The organism is Pigmentiphaga litoralis (genome assembly GCF_013408655.1).
Taxonomy (GTDB): Bacteria; Pseudomonadota; Gammaproteobacteria; order Burkholderiales; family Burkholderiaceae_B; genus Pigmentiphaga; species Pigmentiphaga litoralis_A.
In genome coordinates, this window is the sequence record NZ_JACCBP010000001.1 from 3110380 (window position 1) to 3136592 (window position 26213).

Annotated in this window: 26 protein-coding genes and 1 pseudogene; 10 read left to right on the forward strand and 17 right to left on the reverse strand. The window is 66.2% G+C overall.

Annotated elements, in window-relative coordinates; all coding sequences use genetic code 11:
* Positions 1 to 2 precede the first annotated feature (2 nt).
* The 5 genes from HD883_RS14025 to HD883_RS14045 all read right to left on the reverse strand — a co-directional run bounded on the left by HD883_RS14025 (position 3) and on the right by HD883_RS14045 (position 4502).
* Positions 3 to 869, reverse strand: a complete 867-nt coding sequence (locus tag HD883_RS14025; protein WP_179584432.1) for a D-amino acid aminotransferase — start codon at positions 867 to 869, stop codon at positions 3 to 5.
* A gap of 16 nt (positions 870 to 885) precedes the next feature.
* A complete protein-coding gene (locus tag HD883_RS14030; RefSeq protein WP_373563368.1) occupies positions 886 to 2175 on the reverse strand; it encodes a D-alanyl-D-alanine carboxypeptidase family protein in 1290 nt (429 codons plus the stop codon).
* Between the two features lie 180 nt (positions 2176 to 2355).
* Entirely contained in the window at positions 2356 to 3009 is a 654-nt protein-coding gene (locus tag HD883_RS14035) for an alpha/beta hydrolase (protein ID WP_179584430.1), read from the reverse strand.
* Between the two features lie 31 nt (positions 3010 to 3040).
* Entirely contained in the window at positions 3041 to 3358 is a 318-nt protein-coding gene (locus HD883_RS14040) for a (2Fe-2S) ferredoxin domain-containing protein (RefSeq protein WP_179584428.1), read from the reverse strand.
* Between the two features lie 13 nt (positions 3359 to 3371).
* The gene (locus tag HD883_RS14045) at positions 3372 to 4502 is read right to left on the reverse strand and encodes a VanZ family protein (protein WP_179584426.1); all 1131 of its coding nucleotides are present in this window, start codon (positions 4500 to 4502) and stop codon (positions 3372 to 3374) included.
* A 131-nt stretch (positions 4503 to 4633) separates the two neighbouring features.
* Between HD883_RS14045 and HD883_RS14050 the strand changes: the two genes are divergently transcribed.
* Genes HD883_RS14050 through HD883_RS14060 form a run of 3 tightly spaced genes read left to right on the forward strand, consistent with a single transcriptional unit; the run spans position 4634 to position 7173 of the window.
* On the forward strand, positions 4634 to 5491 hold the full coding sequence (locus HD883_RS14050; protein ID WP_179584424.1) for a biotin--[acetyl-CoA-carboxylase] ligase: 858 nt from the start codon (positions 4634 to 4636) through the stop codon (positions 5489 to 5491).
* The gene (locus tag HD883_RS14055; RefSeq protein WP_179584422.1) at positions 5488 to 6345 is read left to right on the forward strand and encodes a type III pantothenate kinase; all 858 of its coding nucleotides are present in this window, start codon (positions 5488 to 5490) and stop codon (positions 6343 to 6345) included. The genes HD883_RS14050 and HD883_RS14055 overlap by 4 nt, the downstream gene beginning before the upstream one ends.
* Before the next feature lie 12 nt (positions 6346 to 6357).
* On the forward strand, positions 6358 to 7173 hold the full coding sequence (locus tag HD883_RS14060; protein WP_179584420.1) for a hypothetical protein: 816 nt from the start codon (positions 6358 to 6360) through the stop codon (positions 7171 to 7173).
* 6 nt (positions 7174 to 7179) lie between these two features.
* Here HD883_RS14060 and rfaE2 read toward each other — a convergent pair whose 3' ends face one another.
* Entirely contained in the window at positions 7180 to 7665 is a 486-nt protein-coding gene (rfaE2, locus tag HD883_RS14065; protein WP_373563369.1) for a D-glycero-beta-D-manno-heptose 1-phosphate adenylyltransferase, read from the reverse strand.
* Positions 7666 to 7795: 130 nt separating this feature from the next.
* Between rfaE2 and HD883_RS14070 the strand changes: the two genes are divergently transcribed.
* The 5 genes from HD883_RS14070 to HD883_RS14090 all read left to right on the forward strand — a co-directional run bounded on the left by HD883_RS14070 (position 7796) and on the right by HD883_RS14090 (position 13612).
* The gene (locus HD883_RS14070) at positions 7796 to 8998 is read left to right on the forward strand and encodes an MFS transporter (protein ID WP_306455871.1); all 1203 of its coding nucleotides are present in this window, start codon (positions 7796 to 7798) and stop codon (positions 8996 to 8998) included.
* 13 nt (positions 8999 to 9011) lie between these two features.
* Positions 9012 to 9683, forward strand: a complete 672-nt coding sequence (locus HD883_RS14075; RefSeq protein ID WP_179584416.1) for a response regulator — start codon at positions 9012 to 9014, stop codon at positions 9681 to 9683.
* The gene (locus HD883_RS14080; protein ID WP_179584414.1) at positions 9680 to 11032 is read left to right on the forward strand and encodes an ATP-binding protein; all 1353 of its coding nucleotides are present in this window, start codon (positions 9680 to 9682) and stop codon (positions 11030 to 11032) included. The genes HD883_RS14075 and HD883_RS14080 overlap by 4 nt, the downstream gene beginning before the upstream one ends.
* A 69-nt stretch (positions 11033 to 11101) precedes the next feature.
* The gene (locus HD883_RS14085; RefSeq protein ID WP_179584412.1) at positions 11102 to 11761 is read left to right on the forward strand and encodes a nucleotidyltransferase family protein; all 660 of its coding nucleotides are present in this window, start codon (positions 11102 to 11104) and stop codon (positions 11759 to 11761) included.
* Positions 11762 to 11827: 66 nt separating this feature from the next.
* Complete coding sequence (locus HD883_RS14090; RefSeq protein ID WP_257022184.1) at positions 11828 to 13612, forward strand: M61 family metallopeptidase; 1785 nt, start codon at positions 11828 to 11830, stop codon at positions 13610 to 13612.
* Between the two features lie 7 nt (positions 13613 to 13619).
* On the opposite strand, the gene HD883_RS14095 is transcribed toward HD883_RS14090, so the two are convergent.
* The 4 genes from HD883_RS14095 to HD883_RS14110 are packed head-to-tail and all read right to left on the reverse strand — an operon-like array spanning position 13620 to position 16849.
* A complete protein-coding gene (locus HD883_RS14095) occupies positions 13620 to 14354 on the reverse strand; it encodes a uracil-DNA glycosylase (RefSeq protein WP_373563431.1) in 735 nt (244 codons plus the stop codon).
* Between the two features lie 56 nt (positions 14355 to 14410).
* The gene (trpC, locus tag HD883_RS14100) at positions 14411 to 15199 is read right to left on the reverse strand and encodes an indole-3-glycerol phosphate synthase TrpC (protein ID WP_179584410.1); all 789 of its coding nucleotides are present in this window, start codon (positions 15197 to 15199) and stop codon (positions 14411 to 14413) included.
* 7 nt (positions 15200 to 15206) lie between these two features.
* Positions 15207 to 16247 (reverse strand): anthranilate phosphoribosyltransferase, encoded by a 1041-nt coding sequence (gene trpD, locus HD883_RS14105; protein ID WP_179584408.1) that lies wholly within the window; start codon positions 16245 to 16247, stop codon positions 15207 to 15209.
* A 32-nt stretch (positions 16248 to 16279) separates the two neighbouring features.
* A complete protein-coding gene (locus HD883_RS14110) occupies positions 16280 to 16849 on the reverse strand; it encodes an aminodeoxychorismate/anthranilate synthase component II (RefSeq protein ID WP_179584406.1) in 570 nt (189 codons plus the stop codon).
* A 529-nt stretch (positions 16850 to 17378) separates the two neighbouring features.
* Between HD883_RS14110 and HD883_RS14115 the strand changes: the two genes are divergently transcribed.
* On the forward strand, positions 17379 to 17669 hold the full coding sequence (locus HD883_RS14115; protein ID WP_179584404.1) for a hypothetical protein: 291 nt from the start codon (positions 17379 to 17381) through the stop codon (positions 17667 to 17669).
* On the opposite strand, the gene HD883_RS14120 is transcribed toward HD883_RS14115, so the two are convergent.
* From HD883_RS14120 to HD883_RS14145, 6 genes are all read right to left on the reverse strand, one after another.
* The gene (locus HD883_RS14120) at positions 17618 to 19735 is read right to left on the reverse strand and encodes a TonB-dependent siderophore receptor (protein WP_179584402.1); all 2118 of its coding nucleotides are present in this window, start codon (positions 19733 to 19735) and stop codon (positions 17618 to 17620) included. The genes HD883_RS14115 and HD883_RS14120 overlap by 52 nt on opposite strands.
* Before the next feature lie 98 nt (positions 19736 to 19833).
* Positions 19834 to 20811 (reverse strand): Bug family tripartite tricarboxylate transporter substrate binding protein, encoded by a 978-nt coding sequence (locus HD883_RS14125; protein ID WP_179588560.1) that lies wholly within the window; start codon positions 20809 to 20811, stop codon positions 19834 to 19836.
* Positions 20812 to 20859: 48 nt separating this feature from the next.
* The gene (locus HD883_RS14130) at positions 20860 to 21063 is read right to left on the reverse strand and encodes a DUF2783 domain-containing protein (RefSeq protein ID WP_179584400.1); all 204 of its coding nucleotides are present in this window, start codon (positions 21061 to 21063) and stop codon (positions 20860 to 20862) included.
* Positions 21060 to 22937 (reverse strand): FAD-dependent monooxygenase, encoded by a 1878-nt coding sequence (locus HD883_RS14135; RefSeq protein WP_179584398.1) that lies wholly within the window; start codon positions 22935 to 22937, stop codon positions 21060 to 21062. The genes HD883_RS14130 and HD883_RS14135 overlap by 4 nt, the downstream gene beginning before the upstream one ends.
* Positions 22938 to 23011: 74 nt before the next feature.
* A complete protein-coding gene (locus HD883_RS14140) occupies positions 23012 to 24178 on the reverse strand; it encodes an alpha/beta hydrolase family protein (RefSeq protein ID WP_179584396.1) in 1167 nt (388 codons plus the stop codon).
* Positions 24171 to 24740, reverse strand: a complete 570-nt coding sequence (locus HD883_RS14145; RefSeq protein ID WP_179584394.1) for a VOC family protein — start codon at positions 24738 to 24740, stop codon at positions 24171 to 24173. The genes HD883_RS14140 and HD883_RS14145 overlap by 8 nt, the downstream gene beginning before the upstream one ends.
* 95 nt (positions 24741 to 24835) lie before the next feature.
* Between HD883_RS14145 and HD883_RS14150 the strand changes: the two genes are divergently transcribed.
* Positions 24836 to 25744, forward strand: coding sequence for a LysR family transcriptional regulator (locus tag HD883_RS14150; protein WP_179584392.1), 909 nt, complete (start codon positions 24836 to 24838; stop codon positions 25742 to 25744).
* Positions 25745 to 25815: 71 nt separating this feature from the next.
* On the opposite strand, the pseudogene HD883_RS14155 reads toward HD883_RS14150, so the two are convergent.
* A pseudogene (locus HD883_RS14155) lies at positions 25816 to 26190 on the reverse strand (acetyl-CoA C-acyltransferase); the annotation flags it as partial.
* Positions 26191 to 26213 lie beyond the last annotated feature (23 nt).

Sequence of the window (26213 nt, forward strand, 5' to 3'; positions counted from 1 at the left end):
GATCACAACGCCGCAATGGCCTCGTCGTATTCCTTGCGCAGCCGCGCGTAGACCGGTCCGGGTTTCCCGGCGCCGACCGGTTGGCCGTTGTAGGACACGATAGGCAGGATTTCCTTGGTGGCCGACGACAACATCAATTCGTCGGCCGCTTGCACTTCGGCTTCGGTAACTGGGCGGATCTCGATGGGCAGGCCGCGCGCGGCGGCCAGGCCTTCGATGAATCCGTAACGGATGCCTTCAAGAATCAAGTGGTTCTTGAGCGGCGCGATGATCGCACCGTCTTTGACCACCCAGATATTGCTCGACGACCCTTCCGACAGGAACCCGTCGCGGAACATCACGACTTCCTGCGCCTGATGATCCACAGCGTACTGCTTGGCCAGCACATTGCCCAGCAGCGACGTGGACTTGATCTCGCAATGCAGCCAGCGTTCGTCGGGCATGCTGACGACGCTGACGCCGTGGTCGCGTTGCCGCGCGTCGGGCCGCGTGAACGGCGACGTCATGCCGAACACGGTGGGCGTCACGTCATTGGTCGGGAAGGCGTGATCGCGCTTGGCCACCCCGCGCGTCACCTGCAGGTAGACGAATTGATCGTCGGCGGGCGAACTGTCGATCAGTTGCCGAACCAGGTCTTCCCACTCCACCAGCGTATGCGGATTGCGGATGCGCAGCGCGCCCAGGCTGCGTTCCAGGCGAGCCAGGTGATGGCTCATGCGGAACGGCTTGCGGTGGTAGACCGGCACGACTTCATAGATGCCGTCGCCAAAAATGAAGCCCCGGTCGAGCACCGAGATCTTGGCTTCCGACAGCGGCGACCACGCGCCATTCAGATAGACCAGTGGGTCGCCCGTGATCCCGTCGATCATCCCGTTTCCTTGAAGATTATTTGAACCAGAGACGCATGGCGTCGAACGCGCGGCCAAAGATGCCGGCCAGTTCGACCGGCTCCAGCACCACCAGCGGCACTTCGCGCACCGGCTTGTCGTTCAGCGTGAGCTTGAGCGTACCGACTTGCTGGCCCGGGAGCAACGGGGCCACCAGCGGATCGGTGCGTTCGATGCCCGACTTGATGTTGCCGGCCTGGCCACGCGGCACCGTCACCCAGATCGGCTGCGGCGAACCCAGCTTGGCGGTCTTGGCGCTGCCCTTCCACACAGGCGGTTCGGCAACGGCCTGGTTGGCCGCGTACACACGCACGGTGTCGAAGTTCTGGAAGCTCCAGTTCATCAGCTTCAGGCTTTCCTGCGAACGTGAGTGCTCGCTGGAAGCACCCACCATCACGGTCAGGATGCGGCGATCGCCGCGCATGGCCGACGCGATCAGGCAGTAGCCGGCGGCATCGGTGTGACCCGTCTTCATGCCATCGACCGACGGATCCAGGAACAGCAGGCGGTTGCGGTTCGGCTGCGAAATCTTGTTGTACGTGAACTGGCGTTCCTTGTAGTACGTCGAGTAGTACGCAGGGTGATCCTGGATCAGGCGCTTGGCCAGCAGCGCCAGGTCGCGCGCGGTGGTCACGTGCGTCGGATCGGGCAGGCCCGTCGAATTCACGAAGTGCGTGTTGTTCAAGCCCAGGCGCAGCGCTTCCTGGTTCATGAGCGTGGCAAAGGCTTCTTCGGTGCCCGACACGGCTTCGGCCAGGGCCACCGTGGCATCGTTGCCCGACTGGATGATCATGCCGCGGATCAGTTCGTCGACCGTGACCGGCTTGCGCGGTTCGATGAACATGCGCGAGCCGCCGGTGCGCCAGGCTTTTTGCGACACGTTGATCGTCTGGTCCAGCGTCAGGCGTTTTTCCTTGAGCGCGTTGAAGACCAGGTAGGCGGACATCACCTTGGTCAGCGACGCAGGTTCCACTCGTTCGTCGGCACGGTCCTCGGCCAGCACCTGGTCGCTGGTCACGTCGATCGTCACCCACGAACGGGCTGCGATGGCCGGCGCCGGAATGGCCGACAGCAGGCCCACCGACGACATCGACGGCGCGCTGGGCTGGGCCGACGACGTGGTGGCGGCCGGCGCAGCGGCAGGGCCGGCAGCCGTGGCAGGGGCCGTGGGCGTCGGCGCTGCGGCGAATGCGGCAGGCAGTGCGGTGGACGTGACGAGCATGGCCGAAGCCAGGGCGGTCAGGGCGTATCGACGACCTGTAGCACCCAGAGTGGAACGCAGATTCATGGGGGGAGAATTCGAGTCGTGCATGCGGGACTGGGCGCCGGCCGGCGGTACCACGCCAGGGACGACGGGATCGCTTGACCCGGCATGCGAGATGGAAAAGACCGATTATAGGCACCCCGGCCAGCCGGGGCCCGGCGCGGGTCCGGCCGGGGAATGCAACGGATTGCTACTGTTGCCAAATCAGGGGCGTGTCAGGTGCGCCAGCACCAGGCGTTTGACGATGGTCAGGTTGCCGTGGAAGAAATGGCCCGCGCCCGGGATGACGGTCACGGGCAATGACTGCGGCCGCGCCCAGTCCATGACCGACGACAGCGACACCGTGTCGTCCTGCTCGCCATGGATCACCAGGGTGTCTTCCGGCACGGTGGCCACCTGGAAGCGGCTGGCCGCGGTGCCTAGCAGCATCAGCGACGACACAGGCAGGCCGCGCGGGCTGTCAGGGCCGCACGCCGCAAACACCTGGCTTGCCACGGCGCTGCCGAATGAAAAGCCGGACAGCACGAAACGCCCCGTGGCCAGCGCCGGATACCGTTCGCGAAACTGGTCCACCAGGTCGGCCATGTCCAGGGCTTCACCGATGCCGTTGTCGAACACGCCTTCGGATTTGCCTATGCCGCGGAAATTGGGCCGCACCGTCACATAGCCTTCCTGCACGCAGGCGCGCGATAGCGTCGTCACCACCTTGTTGTCGCGGGTGCCGCCAAACAGCGGGTGGGGGTGCAGCACCAGCGCCCAGCCGATCGCGCCGTCGATGCCGCCCTCGGGAATGTCCAGCGCGCAGTCGATAAGGCCGGCCTGGCCGGTAAAGGTGATGGTCTCGGTAGAAGCTGCCATGCGTATCCGGAAAACGTGATTGAAAGGGGTGTTAGATCATCAGCCGTTCGACCGGCTGACCCTTGACGAAGTGCGAATCGATGATTTCGTCGATGTCGCTTTTGTCGATGTACGTATACCAGATGCCTTCGGGGTAGACGACCAGCACCGGCGCTTCTTCGCAGCGGTCCAGACAGCCCGCCTTGTTGATACGGACTTCACCCTTGCCCGACAGGCCGAGCGACTTGATGCGTTTCTTGGCGTATTCCTGCATGGCTTGCGCATCGCGGCGGGCGCAGCTCGGGCGCGAGGCTTTTTCCTCGCGCTCGTTCAGACAGAAAAACACATGATGTTTGTAGTAGGAACTCATGGACAGGCGTCCTTCAAGGAGGGGGAGCGGCAACGATGGGGGCCCGACGCGGACGCGTCAGCCAGACCAGCGCCGCAACGGGCCAGATCACCGACAGGCCAAGCGTGAGCGATTCCAGATGCAGCCATCCGGCGCGGAACACGGTCGACATGCCGAAGTACTGGTCGGCCGGAAACAGGTTGACGATCGCAAGTTGCATGACCAGCGCGGCAATCCCCAGGCCACGCTGGACGCCGTTCGGCACATACGACAACAGTACCGCGAAAGCCACGCCGACGCAGCCGCCCACCACCGCGCCTTCGGTCAGCCAGATGGCCGGATCGAGTCCCGGAATGGCCAGCGGCTGCAGCAGCACCTTGATGGTCAGCGCCAGCACCACCAGGGCCACCGGCAGCACGCCGCGCGCGGCCACGGGCTTGGCGCTGTGCAGCAGCAGCATGGCGGCGCCCACGGTGGCGACCGCGGTGCAGATCTGTTCGGCCCACACGCGGTGCACGGGTTCGGGCGCCCAGAACTCGGCCACCAGCTCGGCCGGGAAAGCGGCCCAGTCCCCCAGCAGCAACCAGAATTCGCCGGTCCCAAACAGCATGGGCTGGCGCGGCACCTGCACAATCACCCACAGCGCGGCCAGGATCAGGGCCGGGCCGGCGTCGGGCAGGAACCAGCGCAGGCGCCATTTGAGCAGCGCGCTGCGGCCGATCAGCCGGCGGGCGGTGGCCACGCCCACCAGTGCGCCCAGGAAGGCGCCGGCGGCGTTGGCCGCCAGGTCGACATTGGACGAGATGCGATCGGGCAGGAAGGTCTGCAGCGCTTCCAGGCCGCCAGACACGCCGCCGCACAGCAGCACGGCCAGCAGCACCGCCAGCGCTCCCCGGCAGTGGGGGTAGACGGCCCAGACAAAGAGAGCGCCCGCCGGGAAGTAGGCAGCCACGTTGGCGGCGATTTCGGAGCCGACCCAGTACCTTGGCCACGGCGCCTTCAGATAGGCGAACGCGGGCACCCCGACGTCCATCCAGTCGGTGAAGGGATACAGGCTGGCGTAGGCGACCAGCAGCAGCACGATCAACAGCGCCAGCCGGGCCAGCGGCGCGGCGTGGCCGAGTGCCGGAGGAGCCGGCTCGGCCGCGGGGCCAACGATGCTCATGAAAGATAAATGACATGCATTTGCGACATGCCCCCAAGTTTACGTGGAGTCGGCGTGTCGTTCTTGCCCAACCGGGGCTACCCGGGGGAAAAACCGGGTCCTGCCCGGCGTTGCGGCCTACAATCCCGCCCATGTTCGCGTCTTCCGCCTCTGGCCGGGACCCTGCGTCCCCCGCCCCGAACCCCTTCGCCGACCGCGTCGCCCGGCTGCTGCCCGACTGGCACGACGTCAGCTGGGTGACTGAAACCGCGTCGACCAACGCCGATCTGCAACGCGCCACGCGCGCCGCCCTGGCCGACTGGCGCGGTCCGCTGCTTCGCGGCGCCGACCTGCAGACCGCCGGCCGCGGCCGGGCTGGCCGCCCCTGGCGCACCCAGGCAGGCGACGCCCTGCTGTTTTCCTGCGGCCTGCAGACCCGGCTGCCGCCTGCGCAATTGCCGCCGCTGTCGGTGGTGGCGGGCGTGGCGGCGTGCGAGGCGCTGAACCGCTTCCTGCCCGCCGCCGCCCAGCCCGTCACGGTCAAGTGGCCCAATGATCTGCAGTGGGGCAGCGCCAAGCTGGCCGGCATCCTGCCAGAAACCGTCAGCCTGCCGGCCGGACTGCGCACGGCGCAGCACCAGATCGGCCTGGTGCTGGGCATTGGCGTGAACCTGCGCGGCGGCGCGGCGCTATCCACCCATCTGGGCCGGGCGGTGGCGGATTGGTCGATGACTGGCGGCCGCGCCGATCCGGCCGACCTGGTGGCGGCCATTGCCGAGGCCTGGCGCACCGCGATCGATGTCTATGCGGCCGAGGGCTTTGCGCCGTTCGTGGCCCGATTTGCCCGGCACGATGCGCTGGCCGGCCACACCGTGCGGGTGCTGGATGGGGATCGGGTGCTGTTCGAAGGCATTGCCAGCGGGGTCGACGCGACCGGCCGTCTGCAGGTCTCGACCACGGAAGGCTTGCGGGCAGTGACGGTGGGCGATGTGTCGGTGCGCAGCGCATGACGACCTTGCTGATCGATGCGGGCAATACCCGCGTCAAGTTCGGGCTGCGGCGCGATCGCGATTACTCGGCCCTGCCCGCGCCCCGTGAAACGATGCAGATGGCGTTCGGCTATGACGAGGCCGAGGCCATCGCGGTCTGGCTGGATGGGATGATGGTTGCGGAAGCTGCCCCCGGCATCCCTGGCGTGCTGGGCACCAACGTTGCCGGCGCCGCCGTGCAGCGCATGCTGGACGATCTGCTGGCCGCGCGCGGCGCGGTGATCCAGTGGCAGACCGCCACGGCATCGCGGCTCGGCCTGGTCAACGGATATCGCGAACCGACGCGCCTGGGACCGGACCGGTGGCTGGGCATGGTCGGCATCTGGGCCTGTGCGCAGCGCGCCGCCTTCCTGACGACCTCCCCCCTGCCCACCGAACACCTGCTGGCCCACTTTGGCACGGCCACCACGCTCGACACCATCGACGCGACCGGCCATTTCGTGGGGGGCATGATCCTGCCAGGCCGCGAGATGATGCGGCGATCCCTGGCGACCGGCACCGCCAACCTGCCCGCGGCGGAAGGCCATATCCAGCCCTTCCCCGGCGACACGCACGACGCCATTGCGTCCGGCGTGGCCGCGGCACAGGCCGGCGCGGTGGCGCGGCAGTGGCTGGCCGTGCGTGACCGGTACGGCCGGCCGCCGCTGCTGCACGTCAGTGGCGGGGCGTGGCTATCAATTGCGACGGAAGTACAACACTTGCTGGGCGCCATTGGATCGACGCAGATCATCCGTGTGGTCGATAATCCGGTGTTGGACGGTCTGGCCTGCGTGGCCGAGGCCGACGCGCATTCCCTGTCTTCCCACCGTTCGTGAAATCTGCCCGCCATGCGTAGTGTGTTCGTCGTGTTGCTCCTCGCCAACCTGGCCCTGTTCGGTATCGGCCACGGCTGGTTTGGCCAGGCCAAATCGCAACGCGGGCGCGAGCCGGCGCGGCTGAACCAGCAGATCCGCGAAGAAGCGATCGAAGTGCCCCGCATGCCGGGCGTGAATGAAACGGGGCCGCGGTCGTCGGAATCGGCAACGCCGGCCGCACCGACAACCGCAAGCTCGGCAACCGCTGCACCCGCGGGCGGAACCGCCGCGGCCGCGGGTTCGGGCGCCGCCGCCGTGCTGGTGCCCGCCATCGGCCCACAGGCCGCGAGCACGCCGGCCACGCCCACTCCCGCCACCCCGGCAGCCAACGCCGCCCTGGCCTGCCTCGAATGGGGCAGCTTCACCGACGCCGAACTCCCTGCCGCGCAGCGCTGGGCCGAAGAACGCCTGACGGGCGCCAGAGCAGAAATCCGCCGCATTGGCGACCGCCCCAACTGGATGGTGATCGTGCCAGCCTTTGCCGATGCCGATGCCGCCCAGGCAGCCGCGATCCAGCTCAACCGGCGCGGCGTGAAGGACCTGTTCGTGATCCAGGAAGCCGGTCCGTACCAGAATGCGATTTCGCTGGGCGTCTTCCGCAATGAAGACAGCGCGCATCGTCAGGTCGACATGTTGCAAGGCCAGGGCGTGCGCAACGCCAAGGTCGTGACGCGGCCCGGCGGCATCATCCGTTCATGGTTGGTCGTGCGCAATGCCACCGCCGATCAGCAGCAGGCGCTGCAGGCCGCCCGCGCCACGTTCACGCGGCAGAACGTCGGAAGCTGCTGACAGCGGTCATTCGCCCCGGATCTTCTTGACCAGCCGCGTCGTCGACCGGTCATGTTCGAAGTCGATCGCAACGGCATCCCCGCCCCAACTGCGCACCAGATGCGTCTCGGGCAGCTTTTCCATGTCGTAGTCACCCCCCTTCACGATCAGGTCCGGCCGCAGCAGCGCGATCAGCGCTTCGGGCGTGTCTTCGTCGAACCACGTCACGGCATCCACACACGCCAGCGCGGCCAGCAAGGCGGCGCGATCGGCTTCGGTATTCAGCGGGCGGTCAGGTCCCTTGCCCAGCCGGCGCGCCGACGCATCGGTGTTGATCGCAACAATCAGTGCACTGCCTAACTGCGCGGCGGCGTCCAGATAGGTCACGTGACCGCGATGCAGAATGTCGAACACGCCGTTGGTGAACACCAGCGGGCGCGGCCAGCGCTGCTGCGCGATGGCATCGGCGCAGGCCTGGGGGGTCAGGATCTTGGATTCATAACGGGCCGGCACGGGCAAAGTCCCTGAAACAAAAGCGTACATGGCGAAAGGAAGCCGCCATTGTAGTGCCGCCCCCGGCGGGTACTATGGCGCTGCATCCCTCCTTGTGCCCCCTCCCCTGCCCCCACGCGCGTCCCCGTCCATGTCCTCTCCCCTGTCCAGTCCCGCCGTGCCCGCCGTTCGCCCCATGTCGGGGTGGACCACGCTATTGCTGGCCGTTGCCTGCGGCATCATCGTCGCCAACCTGTATTACGCGCAGCCGCTGATCGGTCCCATCAGCGGCGACCTGAAACTGGCGCCCGAAGTGGCCGGTGTGATCGTCACGTTGACGCAGATCGGCTATGTGCTGGGCCTGCTGTTCCTGGTGCCCCTGGGCGACCGCCTGGAAAACCGCAAGCTGGTCGTGGGGGTGCTGATGCTGACCGCAGGCGCACTGGCCGTCACCGCCTTCGCGCGTTCCACGCCCGTATTCCTGGCCGCGTCGGTGTGCGTGGGACTCGGGTCCGTCGTCGCGCAGATCCTGGTGCCGTTCGCGGCCAACCTGGCGCCGGAGGCCACCCGCGGGCGCGTGGTGGGCAACGTCATGAGCGGCCTGTTTGCCGGCATCATGCTGGCCCGGCCCATCGCCAGCCTGGTCGCCGACGTGTTCGGCTGGCACGCCGTGTTCGCCGGGTCGGCCGTGGCCAATCTGTTGCTGGCGGGTTTTCTGATGCGCACCCTGCCGCGCCGCCAGCCGCAATCCAGCATGGCCTACCTGGCCCTGCTGCGGTCAATGTGGGACCTGCTGTGCACGTCCAAGCTGCTGCGCCGCCGCGCCGTCTATCACGTGTTTGCGTTCGGCACCTTCAGCCTGTTCTGGACCACCGTGCCCTTGCTGCTGGCCAGCCCGGCCTTCGGCATGTCGCAGTCGCAGATCGCATTGTTTGCGTTGGCCGGCGTGGCCGGTGCCGTGGCGGCGCCAGTAGCCGGACGCATGGCCGATCGCGGCCTGGTTCGCTCGGGCACCTTCCTGGCCCTTGGCCTGGTGGCGGCTGCCTTGGTGCTGGCGATCCTGGTTCCTCCGGCCATGTCGGGCGCGCTGGCCGCCCTGGTCGTCACCGCCATCGTCATCGATATGGGCGTGTCCGCGAACTTGATCCTCAGTCAGCGTGTCATATTCTCCATCGGCGCCGATGTGCGCAGCCGGGTCAACGGCGTTTTCATGGCGCTGTTCTTTGCAGGCGGCGCAGCCGGTTCCACCCTGGGCGTATGGACCTATGCCCATGGGGGATGGATGACAACCTTATGGGTGGCCCTGGCCTTGCCGGTGCTGGCCCTGCTGTACGCTTTTACGGACAAACGATAGGACTCCCCTGCCCATGCGCATCCTGCTGGTTGAAGACGACATCATGATCGGCGAGACCGTGCTGGATGTGCTGCGCGCGGAGCACTATGCGGTGGACTGGGTCAAGCGCGCGGCCCAGGCCGATACGGCGCTGCGCACCGAGCAATACGACCTGGTCTTGCTGGACCTGGGCCTGCCCGATCGGGATGGCCTGAGCGTGCTGCGCGATCTGCGCGCGCGGCAGGAACGCTTGCCCGTGCTGATCGCCACGGCGCGCGATGCGGTCGAACAGCGCATTGCCGGACTCGATGCCGGCGCCGACGATTACGTCGTCAAACCGTATGACGTCGATGAACTGCTGGCCCGGATCCGCGCGCTGGTCCGGCGCAGCGCGGGCCGCGCCGAACCGGTCTATGTCCATGGCGATGTCAGCATCCATCCGGCCACGCGCGAAGTGCTGGTGGCCGGGCAGCCCGTGACCCTGACTGCGCGGGAATGGGCCGTACTTGAACCGCTGCTGGCGCGCCCGGGCATGATCCTGTCGCGCGCGCAGCTTGAAGAAAAACTGTACAGCTGGAAAGACGACATCAGCAGCAATGCGGTCGAAGTGTATGTGCATGGATTGCGCAAGAAGCTGGGCAACGACCTGATCCAGAACGTGCGTGGGGTGGGCTATCTGGTGCCCCGGACCGGAACGGCGGCATGAACCTGTCCATCCTCCATTCCCTGCGCGCGCGGCTGCTGTTTTTCCTGCTCGCTGCGATCCTGCTGACCGCGGTGGTGCAAGGCGGCGTCGCCTATCGCGGCGCGCTGGCGCAGGCCGACGAGATCTTCGACTACCACTTGCAGCGCACGGCGTTTTCCTTGAGCGCGGGCAATCCCATCGCCAACATGCCGGGCAATGGAGAAACCGGCGACATCCCCGAAGACCGCGATCTGGTCATCCAGGTCTGGACACCCGACGGGGTGCGCGTGTTCCGGTCCGCGCCGCGCCTGCCCTTGCCGGATCGCACGGTGCTCGGCTTTTCGGACATGGAATGGCATGGCGCCACGTACCGCGTGTTCTCGTTGCAGACGCGATCGCAAGTGATCCAGGTCGCGCAGGACATGGCCGTGCGCACAGGCATGGCCAGTACCCTGGCCTTGCGCGCCGTGTGGCCGATCGCCGCGCTGGCGCCCTTGTTGATGCTGGTGGTGTGGTGGGTGATCAGCGTATCGCTGCGACCGGTCGATCGCGCGCGCAGGCAGGTGGCGACCCGTCAAGCCAATGACCTGTCGCCCATTGGCGACCAGGGCCTGCCCGATGAAGTGCGGCCGCTGGTGCATGAATTGAACCTGCTCTTGTCGCGGGTGCAGGACGCCTTCGCGACGCAGAAGCGGTTCGTGGGCGACGCCGCGCACGAACTGCGGTCGCCGCTCGCCGCGCTCAAGTTGCAGATCCAGTCGTTGCAGCGCGCAACCGACGACACCACGCGCGAGACGGCCACGCGCCGGCTGGCGGCCGGCATCGATCGTGCGACGCACCTGGTCGAACAACTGCTGCTCCTGGCGCGGCAGGAAGGCGGCGGGGCGCCGGCACCCTCGCAGCCCGTGCCTGCCACGTCCTTGCGCGATGCCGTGGGCGTCGCCATCGCCGATGTGTTGCCCCTGGCGCAGGCCCGCGAGATCAATCTTGGCGCGGTGCATGCAGACGGCGACGACGATGTGCTGCTGCCCCTTGCGCGTGATGAATCGGTCGTGCTGGTGCGCAACCTGATCGACAACGCAGTGAAGTACACGCCAGGCCCGGGACGCGTGGACGTCGCCATCCACCGCAACGCAGCCGACCGCCGCGCGACCCTGACGGTCGACGACAGCGGCCCCGGCATTCCCGACGCCGAACGCGAACGGGTCTTTGACCGCTTCTATCGGTCGTCGGACGCGACCGGGGTCGGCAGTGGCCTGGGCCTGGCGATCGTCAAGGCGATCGCCGACAGACATGGCGCGACGATCGTGCTCGATCGATCGCCCACCCTTGGCGGGTTGCGCGCGCAGGTGACCTTCCCGCTCGCGTGACCCGCCCCCAATGACAGCACGACCCGGGGCGCGCGACATCCGCGGCGCCTCACCCTTGGAGACTTTGGCATGACCCTTTCAGCAAGCAGCGGCCGTACGGTGTTGGGCCTCTTGCTCGCCGGCGGACGCGGCACCCGTTTTTCGCCCGACGCCAGCCGCAACAAATTGCTCGCGCGCATCGACGGCCAGGCCGTCTGTGTCGGCGCGGCCCAGTCCCTGAAGAACGCGCAACTGCGCGTGCTCGCGGCCACGTCGCCGCATTCGCCTGATGTCGGCAAGGCCCTGGCCGCGGCCGGCTGTGAAGTGCTGGTGTGCGATCGCGCGTCCGAAGGCATGGGCGTGACGCTTGCCCAGGCCGTGATGCAGGCCACCGCGCGCGAAGCCGCCGCCGGCAACGAGCCGCCCTGCTGGTGCGTCATGCCCGCCGACATGCCGCGCATTTCCACCGCCACCATCGTGCGATTGCTGGACGTGTGGCGCAAGCTGCCCGCCGCCACCCGCCGCAAATGCGTGCTGGCGCCGGCCTATCACGGCGTGCGCGGCCACCCGGTGCTGTTCGGGTCGGACTGGAGCGCGTCGCTGGCCACGCTCGAAGGCGATGAAGGCGCGCGATCGTTGATCCGCGGCCGGCTCACGCTGATCGAAGTGGACGACCCCGGCTGCCTGTTCGATGTGGATACGCCCGACGCACTGACCACGCCGCGGGTCGGGCGCACTGCAATGGGGTGATGGCGCGATTCGATCCCGCCGGCCGCTTGCCCTAACATATCGTCATCTTCACGGAACCCGACTTCGATGACCGACTCCTCGATGCACGACGCGATCACCTATCAGCTTTCTCCGTCCGACCCCGCCGGCCACCGTTGCACCGTGGTGCTGACCGTGCCGCATCCGGACCCCGCGGGCCAGACGCTGAGCCTGCCGGCCTGGATCCCGGGCAGCTACATGATCCGTGACTTCGCGCGCAACATCGAGACCATCGACGCCCGCGCCGGCGGCCGCCGCGTGCCGCTCGACAAGCTGGACAAGCACACCTGGAAAGCCGCGCCCTGCCGCGGCCCGCTGGTCATCACCTGCGTCATCTACGCGTGGGACCTGTCGGTGCGCGCCGCGCATCTGGACGACACGCACGGCTTCTTCAACGGCACCAGCGTCTTTCTGCGCGTACATGGGCAGGAACGCCAGCCCTGCCTGCTCGACCTGCAGCCGCCGCGCGATGCCCTGCAACTGCCCTGGCGCGTCTACACCAGCCTGCCCGAAGCCAAGGGCCATGCGCAGGCGGCGCCGCGCCATGGCTTTGGCATGTACCGCGCGCCCGATTACGACGCCCTGCTGGATCACCCGATCGAAATGGGCACGCCCCAGGTCGCCACGTTCACCGCGCACGGCGCGACGCACGAACTGGTATTCACGGGCGCCATGCCCAACCTGGATCTGGAACGGCTGTCGGACGACGTCCAACGCATTTGCGATGCGCAGATTGCCTTTTTCGAACCCCGCACGCGACAGGCCCCTTTCCTGGACAGCGCCAACCGTTACGTGTTCATGACCATGGTCACGGGCGATGGCTATGGTGGTCTCGAACACCGTGCATCGACCGCGCTGATGACGGCGCGGGGCGACCTGCCCGTGCGCGGCGTGCCCGGGCAGACCGACGGCTATCGCAACTTCCTGGGGCTGGTCAGCCACGAATACTTCCACACGTGGAACGTCAAGCGCATCAAGCCGGCCGTGTTCGCGCCCTACGACCTCGACAAGGAAAATCCGACCCGCCTGCTGTGGCTGTTCGAAGGCTTTACGTCCTACTACGACGACCTGTTCCTGGTGCGCACGCAGGTGATCGGCATGAGCGACTACCTGCGCACGCTGGGCAAGACGATCACGTCGGTGCTGGGATCGCCCGGCCGGCTCAAGCAGTCGGTGGCCGACAGTTCTTTCGATGCCTGGACCAAGTACTACCGGCAGGACGAAAATTCGGTCAACGCCATCGTCAGCTACTACACCAAGGGGTCGTTGGTGGCCCTGGCCCTGGACCTGACGATCCGCAGCGAAACGCGCAACCGCCGCAGCCTGGATGACCTGATGCGTCTGTTGTGGGACCGGTATGGCCGCGACTTCTACCAGGGCGCTGGCCTGGGCGTACCCGAAGACGCGATTGGCGAACTGGTCAAGGAAGCGACCGGTGTCGACATTACCGACTTCCTGGCCCGCTATGTGGATGGCCGCGAAGACCCGCCGCTCGAAGCGTTGCTGGCGCGCCAGGGCATCACCGTGCAATGGAAGGCGGCATCCACGCTGCCGTCGATCGGCGCGCGCACCGGCAAGCAAGGCGATGACTTGCGTTTGTCGGCAGTGATCGAAAAAGGCCCGGCGCACAAGGCGGGGCTGTCGGCCCACGACGTGATCGTGGCAATCGACGGCGTGCGTGTCTCGGCCACCAATCTGGACAAGGTGCTGGGGCGCTATCGGGCGGGCGACACGGTGGTGGTGCATGCCTTCCGCCGCGATGAACTGCGCAGCGTCAGGCTGAAGCTGGCCGCGCCGCCCGCAACGGATTGCGTGCTGACGGCAGCGGTGTAGGGGAACGCTAGCGCCAGTCGATCGGCGCCAAGCCCTGTTCCTGCAGCCACGCATTGGCCTTGGCAAAATGCCCGCAGCCCACGAAGGGCACGGGCGGCCGCGTGGCGGACAGGGGCGACGGGTGATTCGACATCAGCACCAGGTGTCCGCTGTTGGCAGGCAGCAAGGCCTGCTTGGCCTGTGCATGGGATCCCCACAGCATGAACACCTTGGGCTCCGGTTCCCGCGCGACCTGCGCGATCACCTCGTCCGTGAAGGCTTCCCAGCCGTGCTTGGCATGTGACGCCGGCTGGCCATCTTCCACCGTCAGCACGGTGTTGAGCAGCAACACACCCTGCTCGGCCCACCGGGTCAGATCGTTGTTGAAAGCAACCGGATTGCCGCCAAAGTCGGCCGCGACTTCCTTGAAGATATTGCGCAGACTGGGCGGCCGTTTGAAGCCCATCGGGACCGAGAACGACAGGCCTTGTGCCTGGCCCGGACCGTGATAGGGATCCTGGCCCAGGATCACGACGCGGGTCGTGGCGGGCGTCGCCAGGTCCAGCGCGCGGAAGGGCCGTGACGGATAGATCACCGCGCCGGCTTCTCGACGGGCATCCACGAAATGCGCGAGGGCATCGAAGGTGGACGAGGTCAGCACGTCCGACAGCAACGCCCGCCAGGATGGCGGCAAGGTCGCCAACTGGTCGCGGAGCGGGGTATCCAGGGTGTTGCCGGCGGCGGACGCAGAGGATGCAGGAATGACGCGCTGCGCAGCGCCCTCGTCGTCGGGCGCCTCCAGGTCCGAAAACAGGTCCCTCACGCGAACAACCGCGCCAGTTCGACACCGGGGTCCGGCGCGCGCATGAAGGCCTCGCCCACCAGGAAGGCATGCACATCGTGCTCGCGCATGAAGCGCACATCGTCCGGCGTGGCGATCGCGCTTTCGGTCACGACCCGCTTGCCTTCCGGAATGCGCGGCAGCAGATCGATCGTGTTCTGCAAGGACGTCTCGAAGGTGCGCAGGTTGCGGTTGTTCACGCCCAGCAGCGTGGTGCGCAGGTCCAGCGCGACGTCCAGTTCGGCCGCGTCGTGCACTTCCACCAGCACATCCATGCCCAGTTCCATGGCCAGCGCTTCATAGTCCCGCAACTGCGACGGCGACAGCGCCGCCACGATCAGCAGGATGCAATCGGCGCCGCGCGCACGCGCTTCAACGATCTGGTAGGTATCGACAATGAAGTCCTTGCGCAGCACCGGCAAGGCGCACGCCGCACGGGCCTGGCGCAAGTAGTCCATCGACCCCTGGAAGAACTGCATGTCGGTCAGCACCGACAGGCAGGCCGCCCCATGCGCGGCGTAGGACACGGCAATCTCGGCCGGCTGGAAGTTCTCGCGGATCACGCCCTTGGAAGGCGACGCCTTCTTGATCTCGGCGATCACGCCTGCCCTGCCGCCTTCGATGCGGCGTTCGATCGCGGCCGCAAAACCGCGCACGTCCTGGCGCGCCTCGGCCTCGCGGCGCAGTTCGGATTCGCTGCGCATGCGCCGCGCCGCGGCCACTTCCTCTGCCTTGACGTCAAGGATACGTTTCAGAATGTCGTTCATGAAAAAACTACCTAGGGGTACGTGAAGCGGACTGCGTGAACTGGACGAAGGCGTCGAGCTTGGCCCGCGCCTGACCGCTCGCAATGATCTCGAAGGCCCGCTGAATACCGTCGGCAATCGACGGGACGACATTGCCCGCATACAGCGCGAGCCCCCCGTTCAACGCCACGATGTCACGCGCCGCGCCGGGCACATTGCCGAGCGCTTCCAGCACCATGTCGCGCGACTCATCGCGATTGCCGACCTTCAGGCTCCGGTTCGACACCATCTGCAGACCGAAGTCTTCCGGATGGATCTCGTACTCGTGCACTTCGCCATCACGCAGTTCACCCACCAGGGTGGCCGCGCCCAGCGACGCTTCATCCATGCCGTCCTTGCCGTACACGACCAGCACATGGCGCGAGCCCAGACGCTGCAGGACCCGGACCTGGATGCCGACCAGGTCCTGGTGGAACACGCCCATCAGCTGGTTCGCCGCGTTGGCGGGGTTAGTCAAGGGACCGAGCAGATTGAAGATGGTTCGCACGCCCAGCTCCTTGCGGATCGGCGCGATGTTCTTCATGGCGCTGTGGTGGGACGGCGCGAACATGAAACCAATTCCCGTGGCGTCGATACAGTCGGCCACCGCGTCGGACGGCAGCATGACGTTCACGCCCAGCGCTTCGAGCACATCGGCACTGCCCGACGACGACGACACGCTGCGGTTGCCGTGCTTGGCGATTCGCGCGCCGCCCGCCGCCGCCACGAACATGGCGGCCGTGGAAATGTTGAAGGTGTGGGCGGCGTCGCCCCCCGTGCCGGCCAGGTCGACCAGGCTGCTGGTGTCGGGCACATCGACGCGGGTCGCGAATTCGCGCATGACCTGCGCGGCCGCGGTGATTTCGCCGATCGTCTCTTTCTTGACGCGCAACCCCATGATCAGGGCCGAGGCCGTCGCGGGCGCCATCTCGCCGCGCATCAGCATGCGCATCAGAGACAGCATCTCGTCGTGAAAGATTTCCCGATGTTCGATGCAACGCACCAGTGCTTCGTTGGGGGTGATGGGCAACACGGTCTCCTTGGGGAATCGTTGCGCGTGGTTCATGCGGCCAGCGTCAGGAAATTGCGCAGCAGCGCATGACCATGTTCGCTCAGGATGGATTCGGGGTGGAACTGCACGCCCACCACCGGCAGCGTGCGATGCCGCACGCCCATGATCTCGCCGTCCAGCGTCTGCGCCGTCACATCAAGGCAGTCCGGCACCTCGTCGCGGTCGATCGCCAGCGAATGGTAACGGATCACGGTGTAAGGCGACGGCAGATCGCGGAACACATCGGTGCCACGGTGGGTAATCACCGACGTTTTGCCATGCATCAACTGCTGTGCGCGCACGATTTTGCCACCGAACGCGGCGCCGATGGCCTGATGCCCCAGGCACACGCCCAGGATCGGCACCTGCCCGGCAAACCTCTGGATCAGCGGCACCGAGATGCCGGCTTCCGCCGGGGAGCACGGCCCGGGCGACACGCAGATCCGGTCGGGCGCCAGGCGTTCGACCTCGTCCAGGGTGATCTCATCGTTGCGATACACGCGCACGTCTTCGCCGAGTTCGCCGAAGTACTGCACCAGGTTGTAGGTAAAGGAATCGTAATTGTCGAGCATGAGCAGCATGGGGCACCTGTCGTTCGCGAATCAGTCGCGATCAATGAAAAGTCGATGTGGCGCGGAAGGATCCGCGCGGGCAAGGGCTAATCGACAGGGCGCCATCGTCCGGCCGCGGCGGGACGGCGGGGTGCGTGGGGCGTATGAGCGCGAGTCAACGGCTGCCGGGGCAGGCGGTGCGCGAACGTCGGTAAAACGGAAGGGGGATACGTGCTGGGCATCGATCGGTCTCTGGAGTGAGCCGCCGCGCCTGGAGAGAGGATTCCGATACCTTGCCTGTCCGGGAACGGCGGCAAGGTGCGGATTCGTACCGCGTAAGCATGCCGCTTCTTAGAAGAAGCGCCACCACCACTTGGCAATACGAATCGGCGTCATCGACATCATTTCTGGAATGCTTGAGAGATCGGTCTGGGACGCGCCGGGCGTAGGCACACGGCGCGTTGGCAAGAATACCAGCAACTGCGGGGAAGCGCCACGCGGAGACTTCGTGCCGTATCCTCTACATGCAACCGTCAATTACCTGCACCGAGGGGATGCAATGAACGAAGTCGACAACACATCGACCTGCGAGGGAGGTCAGCGAAAACGTGAATATCTACATCTGAAACTGATCGATGATGCTGAAAAAGGACTCGCGGACGTCGCGGCGGGAAAAGTAAAACCTGCAGCACCACATTGGCCGACATCACACGACGGCGCGAAAGCGAAGCGCGCCTTAATTCCACCGGGTCACCTGCGACTTGATATGTCGGTGCACCGACTTCTTCGCCGTCAGAATCAGAACGTGTATGCCATCCCGACCTGGACGGTGCGCGGCGCGCCCGGGTAGACGTAGGACTGGAACGCGCCCTCGTCATAATCCTTGTTGAACAGGTTCCTGACGTCCAGGTTGACGCGCAGTTTCCTGTTCACCTGGTAGAAGGCCAGCAGGTCGACCACGGTGTAGCGCTTCATGGTGTAGGCCCCCGTTCCGGTAGAGGCCGGGCGATCCGCCGTGTGTTTGATGCCGGCGCCCAGGCCCAGCCCGCGGGCCGGTCCTTCCTGAAAGGTGTACACGTTCAGCAAGCTCGCCATGGTGCGCGGAATGTTTGCCAGCCGCGTGCCTGCCGGCGCAACGTTGTCTTTGGTCACTTCGGCATCCACCAACGCGTAGCCGGCGATCACACGCCAGGCGGGGGTGATGTTGCCCACCACGTTCAGGTCCAGTCCCTGGCTGCGCACTTCGCCCGTTGCAATGCGATAGCTGGAATCGACCGGGTCGACGGTCTGCACGTTCTGTTTGACCGTGTGGTACAGCGCGCCATTGACGCTAAGGGTGCGATCCAGCGCTTCCCATTTCACGCCGACCTCATTGGACCGGCCCTTCTCAGGGTCAAAGCCGCCCCCCAGCCGCTGTGCGCCTGTGTTGGGCTTGTAGGATCGCGCCGTGTTGGCGTACACCGCGACGGTGGGCGTCACGTCATACATCAGCCCAAAGCGCGGGGTGACAGCCGTATCGGATTTGGCAAAGCTGCGCGCGGCGGGTGACAGGTCGGTGTAGTCATGCTTGAAGCGCTCGAGCCGCACGCCCACCAGGGCCTTGAGCTTGTCGGTCAGGCTGATCTGGTCCTGCACGAACGCAGCCCAGGTGTTGAGCGATTCGCGGTCGTGGGTGGTGGTGCGGGTCAACGCAGGCCAGGGCTGGCCCACGGCCGGATTGAAGATATCGATCGGATAGGCGGTCGCCCCGGCGGCAGAGCGCTGGATGATCGACGCGTAGTCGTAGTTGTCGTATTCGACGCCTGTGAACAGCGTGTGCCGGATGCCCCAGGTGTCGACCTTGCCGGTCAGGTTCAATTGAACGGTGCGGTCCGTCCAGTCCAGCCTGCGGTAGTTGGCATTGCGCCCCAGCGTGCGGCCATCGCCTTGCAGGCCATTGGCTTCGACGGCATTGCCCTTGAGGGACCCATCCATCCATTGCACACCGCCCGCCAGCGTCCAGTCGTCATTGATGGCGTGATCGAAGCGCACCTGGGCCATGGCATTGTCGCTGTGCAGAAGATTGCCATTGCCCATCTCCCACAAGTTGACGCTGCGCGAGGATCGTCCCTGCTGCGTCGTATAGGCGGTACGCCCGCGATCCAGCGGGGCGTTGTTGCGCATCAGGTCGGCTTCAAAAATGATCCGGGTCGCCTCGGTCAATTGCCAGCTGATAACTGGAGAGACGCCGTACCGTTCGGTGTCTGCGCCATCACGGAACGTCTTGCCGCCCTCGGCCACCGCGTTCAGCCGATAGGCCAGCTTGCCTTCGGTGTCCAACGGACCGGTCGCATCGACTGTTGCGCGCCGCAGGCCTTGATCGCTCAGCTGGCTGCCGACCGTGACCGCGGGCCGCGACAGGGGCTGCTTGGACACGATGTTGAAGGTGCCGCCCGGATCGCCGCGTCCGTACAGGGCTGCCGACGGGCCGCGCACGACTTCCAGCCGCTCGATGGTGGACGCATCGGGCGCCGTGGGGTAACCGCGATTGATCGGGAAACCGTTGCGATAGAACTCGCCACTGGTAAAGCCGCGCGTGCTGAAGAGCGCCAGCCCCTGCCCGCCAAAATTGTTGACGCGGCCCACGCCGCCCGCGTAATCGAGCACGTCGATCAGCCGCGTGGCGGCGGTGTCCTCCACGACATCGCGCGGCAGCACCGTGACCGACTGGGGGGTGTCATGCAGCGGCGTATCGGTGCGCGTGGCGCTGGCCGACCGGGTGGCCCGGTAGCCAACGACGGGGCCTTCCGCCGTTTCGCCGGGTGCGTAGACCGTCACGGCATCCAGTTGGACGGCTGAAGGGGCACCCGGGGGCTGTTGTGCCCAGGCAAGCGATGAGGCGTTGAGAACGCACACCGAAACGACGAGACGACGCATGCTGGAAATCCAAAGTTATGTCAGTTTTGAGAATATTTCTCATTCCTAATGTAACCTTTTCTTGCTTCCAGCTCATCCGTAGTGGCTGCAGTGTGGCCTTAGTCCAGCCGGATCCCCTGTGCCTTGATGATCGGGCCCCACCGGTTCGCCTCGCCCCGCGACAGGGCCGCGAACTGTTCGGGCGTGCCAGGCAGTGCTTCCATGCCGAAGTCGGTAAAGCGCTTTTGCACCGCCGGGTTGCTGAAGGCCTTGTTCAATTCCGCGTTGAGGCGCGACACCACGGCCGGGGGCATGCCGGCCGGGCCAAGCACGCCCTGGAAGGCGAAGACCTCGGTGTTCGGCACACCGACTTCGGCCAGGGTCGGGATGTCGGGCAGCAGCTTGCTGCGCTGGGCCGAGCCGATGGCCAGGACGCGCACCTTGCCGGCCTGCATGATCTGCAGGCCCGATGCCAGGTCCAGGAACATGCAGTTCACCTGTCCGCCCATCACGTCGGCCATGGCAGGCGCCGCGCCGCGATAGGGAATGTGCGTGATGAAGGTGCCGGTGCGGTTCTTGAACATCTCCATGGCCAGGTGATGCGGCGAGCCGTTGCCGGGTGACGCGTAGTTCAGCTTGCCGGGATTGGCCTTGGCATAGGCCAGGAAGGCCTTGAAGTCCTTGGCCGGGAATTCGGGATTGACGACCAGGGCCAGCGGAAAGCGGCCGATCGCGCCGATGTAGGTGAAGTCTTTTTCGGGATTGAAGGGCAGCTTGCCGAACAGGAATTCGTTGAAGGCGAGCACGGCGTTGTCGGCCGACATGATGGTGTAGCCGTCGGGCTTGCTCTTGGCGACCAGGTCGGCGCCGATGTTGGTCGATGCGCCCGGGCGGTTGTCGATCACCAGGGATTGCCCCAGCGCCGGGCGGATGGCGTCGGCCAGGGTGCGCGCGATCACGTCGGTGCCCCCGCCGGCCGGGTAAGGCACGACCCATTTGACGAGTTGTTCGGGATAGCCTTGGGCGCGGGCCAGGGACGGCAGTGTGGTCGATGCCGCGGCGGCCGCCATGCCGGCCAGGAAGGTTCTGCGTTGCAGTGTCATTGTTGATGTCTCCAGGGGAAATTCGAATCTGGGAAAGCGAATCTAGGAAAGCGAAGGCATGGGCAGGTCCTCCAGCGCGTCGGTTAGCGCCTGGCGGCAGCGCGCCTCGTCGCCGACCTGCTCGAACAGCAGCAGGGCCAGACGCGCCAGAAACAGGGATTCGCGTTCCGGACCGGCGTCGGTCACGGCGTTGGCGCACGCCGCGTACAGGCGGTCGCGCGCGTCGGGGGCCAGCGGGGCGCTCATGAGGCCTCCAGCGGGGAAGTGGATGATGACAACGTTGACGACGACAACGTTGTGGGCGGCAACGTTGCGGGTGACAACGTTGCAGGTGACAACCTTTCGGGCGGCAGCGTTGATGCCGGCAAACATAGGGCGCGGGCGAGCGCCTGCGCAAGCACGCCGTCCGCCAGCCTGCCAGACCAGCGGGCCGCAACGTGGCTGTCGGGCCGCAGCAGATACGTGGCGCCGGTGGCACCAGATGCACCGGTGGCACCAGATGCGCCGGTTGCCCCGGCGGCGCCAAGTGCGGCAAGCGCAGGTTCGCCAGTGTCCTCACGACGCAGCACGTGAACCGACAGGTGCGGATCCTGCCGCAAACACGCTTCGATCTCTGCGCTGCCGGGCGGCTCGGTGCCCACCGCCAGCACCACAAACCCCGGCGTCTGCAGCAGGTCACTCAGATGCCTGTCCGGTCCCAGTTTCAGGTTCGGCATGACCTCGCCCGGCAGGGGTCCGGCTGCCAGGGCATCGCTGTCCGACGACAGCGGCGACGCCGCGTAGCGCACGGCTTGCGTCTGCCGCGGATTGATCAGATTCGCGATATCCCGATGCCGGCCCGACAAGGACAACGCCGCTTCGCGCAGCAGGTCGAACCCCCGGGACGGCGGCGACATGAACTCGGTACTGCGCATGGCGTTCTCGGCATTCACATGGAACGCGGCGATCCGTTCACCGGAATAGCTGTCCAGCAATCCCGTGCCAGCCACGCCGCGCGCAACCCTCGCCAGTTTCCACGCCAGATTGTCGGCGTCGTCAAAGCCCGAGTTCAATCCGCGCACGCCAAAGATCGGCATGGCATGCGCCGCATTGCCCGCGAACAGCACACGATCGTGACGGTAGCTGGGCAAGGTCATGGCCCCGGCGCGGTACACCGACGTCCACACCGTGTGCCAGGGCAGGTGCCCCTCGCCAATCGCATCCAGATGCCGCTGCACGAACTCGGCCACGGCGGCGGGTTGCAGCGCGTCTTCGGTCGATTGCCCTTCCCGCAACTGGTAGTCGATGCGCCAAATGTCGTCGGGCTGCCGGTGCATCAGCACGGTCGACCCCGGATTCCAGGGCGGATCGAACCAGGCCCGGCGCTCGGTCGGGTGACTGCTGTGCAGTTCGATATCGATGATGACGTAGCGGCCTTCATAGGCCGTGCCTTCCAGGCTCAGCCCCAACGATTTGCGCACGAAGCTCTGCCCGCCATCGCAGGCCGCCAGCCACGCGCCGCGCAACTGATAGGCCCCTGCAGGCTGGCGCACCGACAGCATCACGTGATCGTCGTGCTGCGTCAGTGCGGTCACTTCGGTGCTCCACCGCACATCAATCAGGCCTGGTGTCGCGGCGTTGCGGCGCTCGATTTCCTGCAGCAGATAGTGCTCGATGTAGTACTGCTCGAGGTTGATCATGGGCGGCAGCTTTTGCGTGTCGTCGTGCGGCATCGCAAACCGGAACACCTCGTCCGTCTTGTAATAGCTGCGGCCGCCTGTCCACGGCAGGCCCTTGGCAAGAAACGCCGGCAAGGCGCCCAGGCGCTCCACGATTTCCAGGCTGCGGCGCGAAATGCAGGCGGCGCGGCTGCCCACGCATACCGTGTCGTCCAGTTCCAGGACCACGCTGCGCACGCCGTGGTTGGCCAGACCCAGCGCCAGGGCCATGCCGACCGGCCCCCCGCCGGCGATCACCACCGGATGCACGCCCGGCTCGACGCCGTGCACCAATGCAGGCATTGGCGACGTGTATCGCGTGTAGTGAAAGGCGCCGACCGAAGGCGGCATGTCACCGGCAACAGGCGGCAGGGGCCCGGTGCCAGCGTCGCCAGGGCGTGCCGTGGGAAAGGGGGATGTCATGCGGGAATTCATGGAGGAAGCCTTTGCACCTTGTACGCCTGCCGACACGGAATGACCATCGGCGGAAACGCGCGTCATAGCCCGTCTGCCCAGCCTGCGATGGCGTCCGCTGCCTGCGGCACCAAGGCAGGTTGCCCGGCCAGATAGTGGTTGCCGCCAACGATATCGACATTGCGGATGCGATCGCCGCCCGCGGCCATCCACGCATCGCGTGTGCTCGGGAAGGTCGACTGGTCCGCCGTATAGGTCAGCAACAGCACCGGCACCGACGTGCGCGCCAGATTGGTCGGCCCATCGGCTTGCGACCGGGACGACCACTGCGACAGGAAAGCCGTCAGCGACGTGGTGCGGCCCATCGCATTGGCCGAATAGTTCACCTGCCGCGCATCGCCCCACACGCTGCCGGGCGCGCGGTCATTTGCGTCGATAGACAGGTCCAGGCAACGCGGGTCGGCATGCGTGCGATACACGATGAAGGCCTGATCGCGCGGCGCGCCCGGCGTCGCGCGCAGTGTGCGCAGCCGGTCCATCGCCCACTGTTCGATGCGGTCCAATCGCGCCTGCTGCCCGGCGGAAAATCGCGCCAGAAAGTCCGCGTCATAACGCACTTCCTGTACACCCTGCACTTCGCGCACACCTTGCACACCCTGCCCGCCATGCCGCGGGTCATACATGTCCAGCGCCGGGTCGACCGACATTGGATCGTGTTCGTCGGTCACCGACGGATCGATCCAGTCGCGCATCAGGCGGCTGCGGCCCAGGTGCGCCGCACACAGCGCAATGCCATCGACCGGCGGCAGATCGTCAGCATGCAGATGGGTGGGGTCGCCATCCGGAAACTGCGTTGCGGTCAGCCGCTCGGCCTGGGCCTGGTAGAAACTGGCCAGGGCCGCGCCGCCCGAATTGCCGATCAGCACCACCTTCTCGTACCCCGCGTCACGCAGGTATTTGACGCCCGCGCCCAGGTCCTGGATCGCCCGTTCCATCAGCAGCAACGTGTCGTTGCCCATGTAGCGGGAGTTCAACCCCATGCAGCAGATGCCCCGCTCGGCCAGCGGCTCGATCAGATAGTGCCCCATGAAATTGCTGGTCGGGTGCATGACGATGGCAGCCACCTTGCGGCGATCCGCCGGCGCACGGTAGGCGCCAAAGATGCGGGGCCGCAGCATCTGCAGTCCGGACTGGCTTTCCATCGACGCGCCCGGTTTGACGTCGATCACGGCAATCTTCAGGTCAGACATGGGCGGCCTGCCCTGCCAGCCTGGCGGCTTTGCGCGCGGTCCACTCGTCCAGATCGGCGCGTGCATGCAAGGCATGCGCGTCCATCTCGGATTGCGGCACGGTGGGTGTCGTCAGTTCGACCCGAATGCCATTGGGATCAAAGAAATAGATGGACTCGATGATGTGGTGATCGGTCACGCCCAGCACCTCGACCCCCGCGCCTTCGAGCCGGGCCTTGGCCGCCAGCAGCGCCGCCACCGACTCCACGCGCAAGGCAATGTGATTGACCCACGACGGCGTGTTCGGCGACGGATCGGCCTTGATGTCGTCGCCCAGGTCGAAGAACGCGATGTAGGAACCATCGCGCATCTGGAAAAAAATGTGGACGTAGGGGCAGTATTCGCCCGTGCTGGGCACGTGGTCGCTCTTGATGACATGCACCAGCGGCAGGCCCAGCAGGTCTTCATAAAACCGGCGGGTTTCCTCGCTATCGCGGCAACGCCACGCGAAATGGTGCAAGCCCAGCACCGGCACGGCCTGGGCAGCCGTTGTTGCCGCGCCGCCAGAAGGTGTCGTGGTCATGTCTCCGCTCCTTCCTGTTATCGATGCAGGTCATTGGAACGCGGCCCAACCTATGATTCAATCGAAATTATTTCATCGACTCATGAACAGACTGTATGAATCTGACCCTGCGCCAGCTTCGCGCTTTTACCGCCGTGGCCGACACCGGCAGCTTCACGGCGGCGGCGGCGACGCTGCATCTCACCCAGTCAGCATTGAGCGTGCTCATCCGTGAAATGGAAGCGGACCTGGGCGTCAGGCTCTTCGATCGCCATACGCGGCGCGTGGTGCTGTCCGAGGCCGGCCGGGAATTCCAGCCGGCGGTGCAGCGCATGCTGGCCGACCTGGCGACGGCAGTGTCCGGGCTGACCGACCTGAGGGACAAGCGGCGTGGGGTGCTGCGCCTGGCCGCGCCGCAGTTCATGGCCTGCACCTGGATGCCGCCCGTGATCGCAGCCTTTCGCGCGCGTTACCCCGCCATTGAAGTGCGCCTGGCCGATACGCCACCCGAGCACTTGCTGGATGGTATTCCGTCGGGGGAAGTTGAACTGGCCATCGGCCAGGACATCGAGGTGGACGACACCTTCGAGCGCCAGACACTGTTCAAGGACAGGCACTGGCTGGTCTGTCCGGCAGGCCACCCCTTTGCCAAACGCCGCCAGGTGGCGTGGAGCGATCTGGCGGACCAGACCTTCATCGCCCCCACGCGCGACTTTCTGCGGCGCGTGCTGCCTGAGCTGGATGCCGCCGGGCGCGAGGCCCTGGCGGCGCCAGGAACGCAGTCCGTGTCCTACATCACGACAGCGTTAGGCATGACCGAAGCCGGGCTGGGCGTGACAGTGTGCCCGAGCTATGCGGCCCGCACGGTGCAGGCGCATGGGCTGGTCATGGTGCCATTGGTAAAGCCGGCCTTTCACCGCACGATCTGCGTGTACGGCATGTCGCGCCGCGCGCCTTCGCCCGCCGCGCAAAGTTTTATCGACGTGCTGCACGAGCACGTGGCGCAGCAGGCAAAGCGGCGCTGAGCCGCGTCAGGCGTTTTCAAGTGCCATCGCGGTCCGCCTGCTGGCACGCTGCGGGGCTTTGATGCAACGCCCTACAGCGCCTCAAGCGCCAGCGCGATCCCCTGCCCGCCGCCAATGCACAGCGTGACGATGCCGCGCCGCAGTCCATCGCGCCGCATGCTGTGCAGCAGCCGCGTCGTCAGCACCGCGCCGGTCGCGCCAATGGCATGGCCATGGGCGATCGCGCCGCCTTCAATATTGACGATGTCTTCCGGCAAGGACAGCTCCCGCAGGCACGCCAGCGTGATTGCCGCAAACGCCTCGTTGATCTCGATCCGTTCCACGTCGCCGATCGACCACTTGGCCCGCGCCAGGGCCTGCTGCACCGCGGGAACTGGCCCGATGCCAAACATGCCGGGCTCGACCGCCGCAATGCCGAACGACACCAGCCGCGCCCAGGGCGTCATGAGCGATCGATCTTTTCCTGTCG

Bases quoted from the DNA above. Each gene is read 5' to 3' on its own strand.
- HD883_RS14040 (WP_179584428.1), bottom strand. From the start codon at position 3,358: ATGAGTTCCTACTACAAACATCATGTGTTTTTCTGTCTGAACGAGCGC.
- HD883_RS14130 (WP_179584400.1), bottom strand. From the start codon at position 21,063: ATGAGCGCCCCGCTGGCCCCCGACGCGCGCGACCGCCTGTACGCGGCG.
- HD883_RS14075 (WP_179584416.1), top strand. From the start codon at position 9,012: ATGCGCATCCTGCTGGTTGAAGACGACATCATGATCGGCGAGACCGTG.
- HD883_RS14120 (WP_179584402.1), bottom strand. From the start codon at position 19,735: ATGCGTCGTCTCGTCGTTTCGGTGTGCGTTCTCAACGCCTCATCGCTT.
- HD883_RS14150 (WP_179584392.1), top strand. From the start codon at position 24,836: ATGAATCTGACCCTGCGCCAGCTTCGCGCTTTTACCGCCGTGGCCGAC.
- HD883_RS14070 (WP_306455871.1), top strand. From the start codon at position 7,796: ATGTCCTCTCCCCTGTCCAGTCCCGCCGTGCCCGCCGTTCGCCCCATG.
- HD883_RS14060 (WP_179584420.1), top strand. From the start codon at position 6,358: ATGCGTAGTGTGTTCGTCGTGTTGCTCCTCGCCAACCTGGCCCTGTTC.
- HD883_RS14115 (WP_179584404.1), top strand. From the start codon at position 17,379: ATGAACGAAGTCGACAACACATCGACCTGCGAGGGAGGTCAGCGAAAA.
- HD883_RS14085 (WP_179584412.1), top strand. From the start codon at position 11,102: ATGACCCTTTCAGCAAGCAGCGGCCGTACGGTGTTGGGCCTCTTGCTC.
- HD883_RS14110 (WP_179584406.1), bottom strand. From the start codon at position 16,849: ATGCTGCTCATGCTCGACAATTACGATTCCTTTACCTACAACCTGGTG.
- HD883_RS14035 (WP_179584430.1), bottom strand. From the start codon at position 3,009: ATGGCAGCTTCTACCGAGACCATCACCTTTACCGGCCAGGCCGGCCTT.
- HD883_RS14045 (WP_179584426.1), bottom strand. From the start codon at position 4,502: ATGAGCATCGTTGGCCCCGCGGCCGAGCCGGCTCCTCCGGCACTCGGC.
- HD883_RS14030 (WP_373563368.1), bottom strand. From the start codon at position 2,175: ATGAATCTGCGTTCCACTCTGGGTGCTACAGGTCGTCGATACGCCCTG.
- HD883_RS14145 (WP_179584394.1), bottom strand. From the start codon at position 24,740: ATGACCACGACACCTTCTGGCGGCGCGGCAACAACGGCTGCCCAGGCC.
- HD883_RS14140 (WP_179584396.1), bottom strand. From the start codon at position 24,178: ATGTCTGACCTGAAGATTGCCGTGATCGACGTCAAACCGGGCGCGTCG.
- HD883_RS14090 (WP_257022184.1), top strand. From the start codon at position 11,828: ATGACCGACTCCTCGATGCACGACGCGATCACCTATCAGCTTTCTCCG.
- HD883_RS14050 (WP_179584424.1), top strand. From the start codon at position 4,634: ATGTTCGCGTCTTCCGCCTCTGGCCGGGACCCTGCGTCCCCCGCCCCG.
- HD883_RS14135 (WP_179584398.1), bottom strand. From the start codon at position 22,937: ATGACATCCCCCTTTCCCACGGCACGCCCTGGCGACGCTGGCACCGGG.
- HD883_RS14080 (WP_179584414.1), top strand. From the start codon at position 9,680: ATGAACCTGTCCATCCTCCATTCCCTGCGCGCGCGGCTGCTGTTTTTC.
- trpC (WP_179584410.1), bottom strand. From the start codon at position 15,199: ATGAACGACATTCTGAAACGTATCCTTGACGTCAAGGCAGAGGAAGTG.
- HD883_RS14055 (WP_179584422.1), top strand. From the start codon at position 5,488: ATGACGACCTTGCTGATCGATGCGGGCAATACCCGCGTCAAGTTCGGG.
- HD883_RS14025 (WP_179584432.1), bottom strand. From the start codon at position 869: ATGATCGACGGGATCACGGGCGACCCACTGGTCTATCTGAATGGCGCG.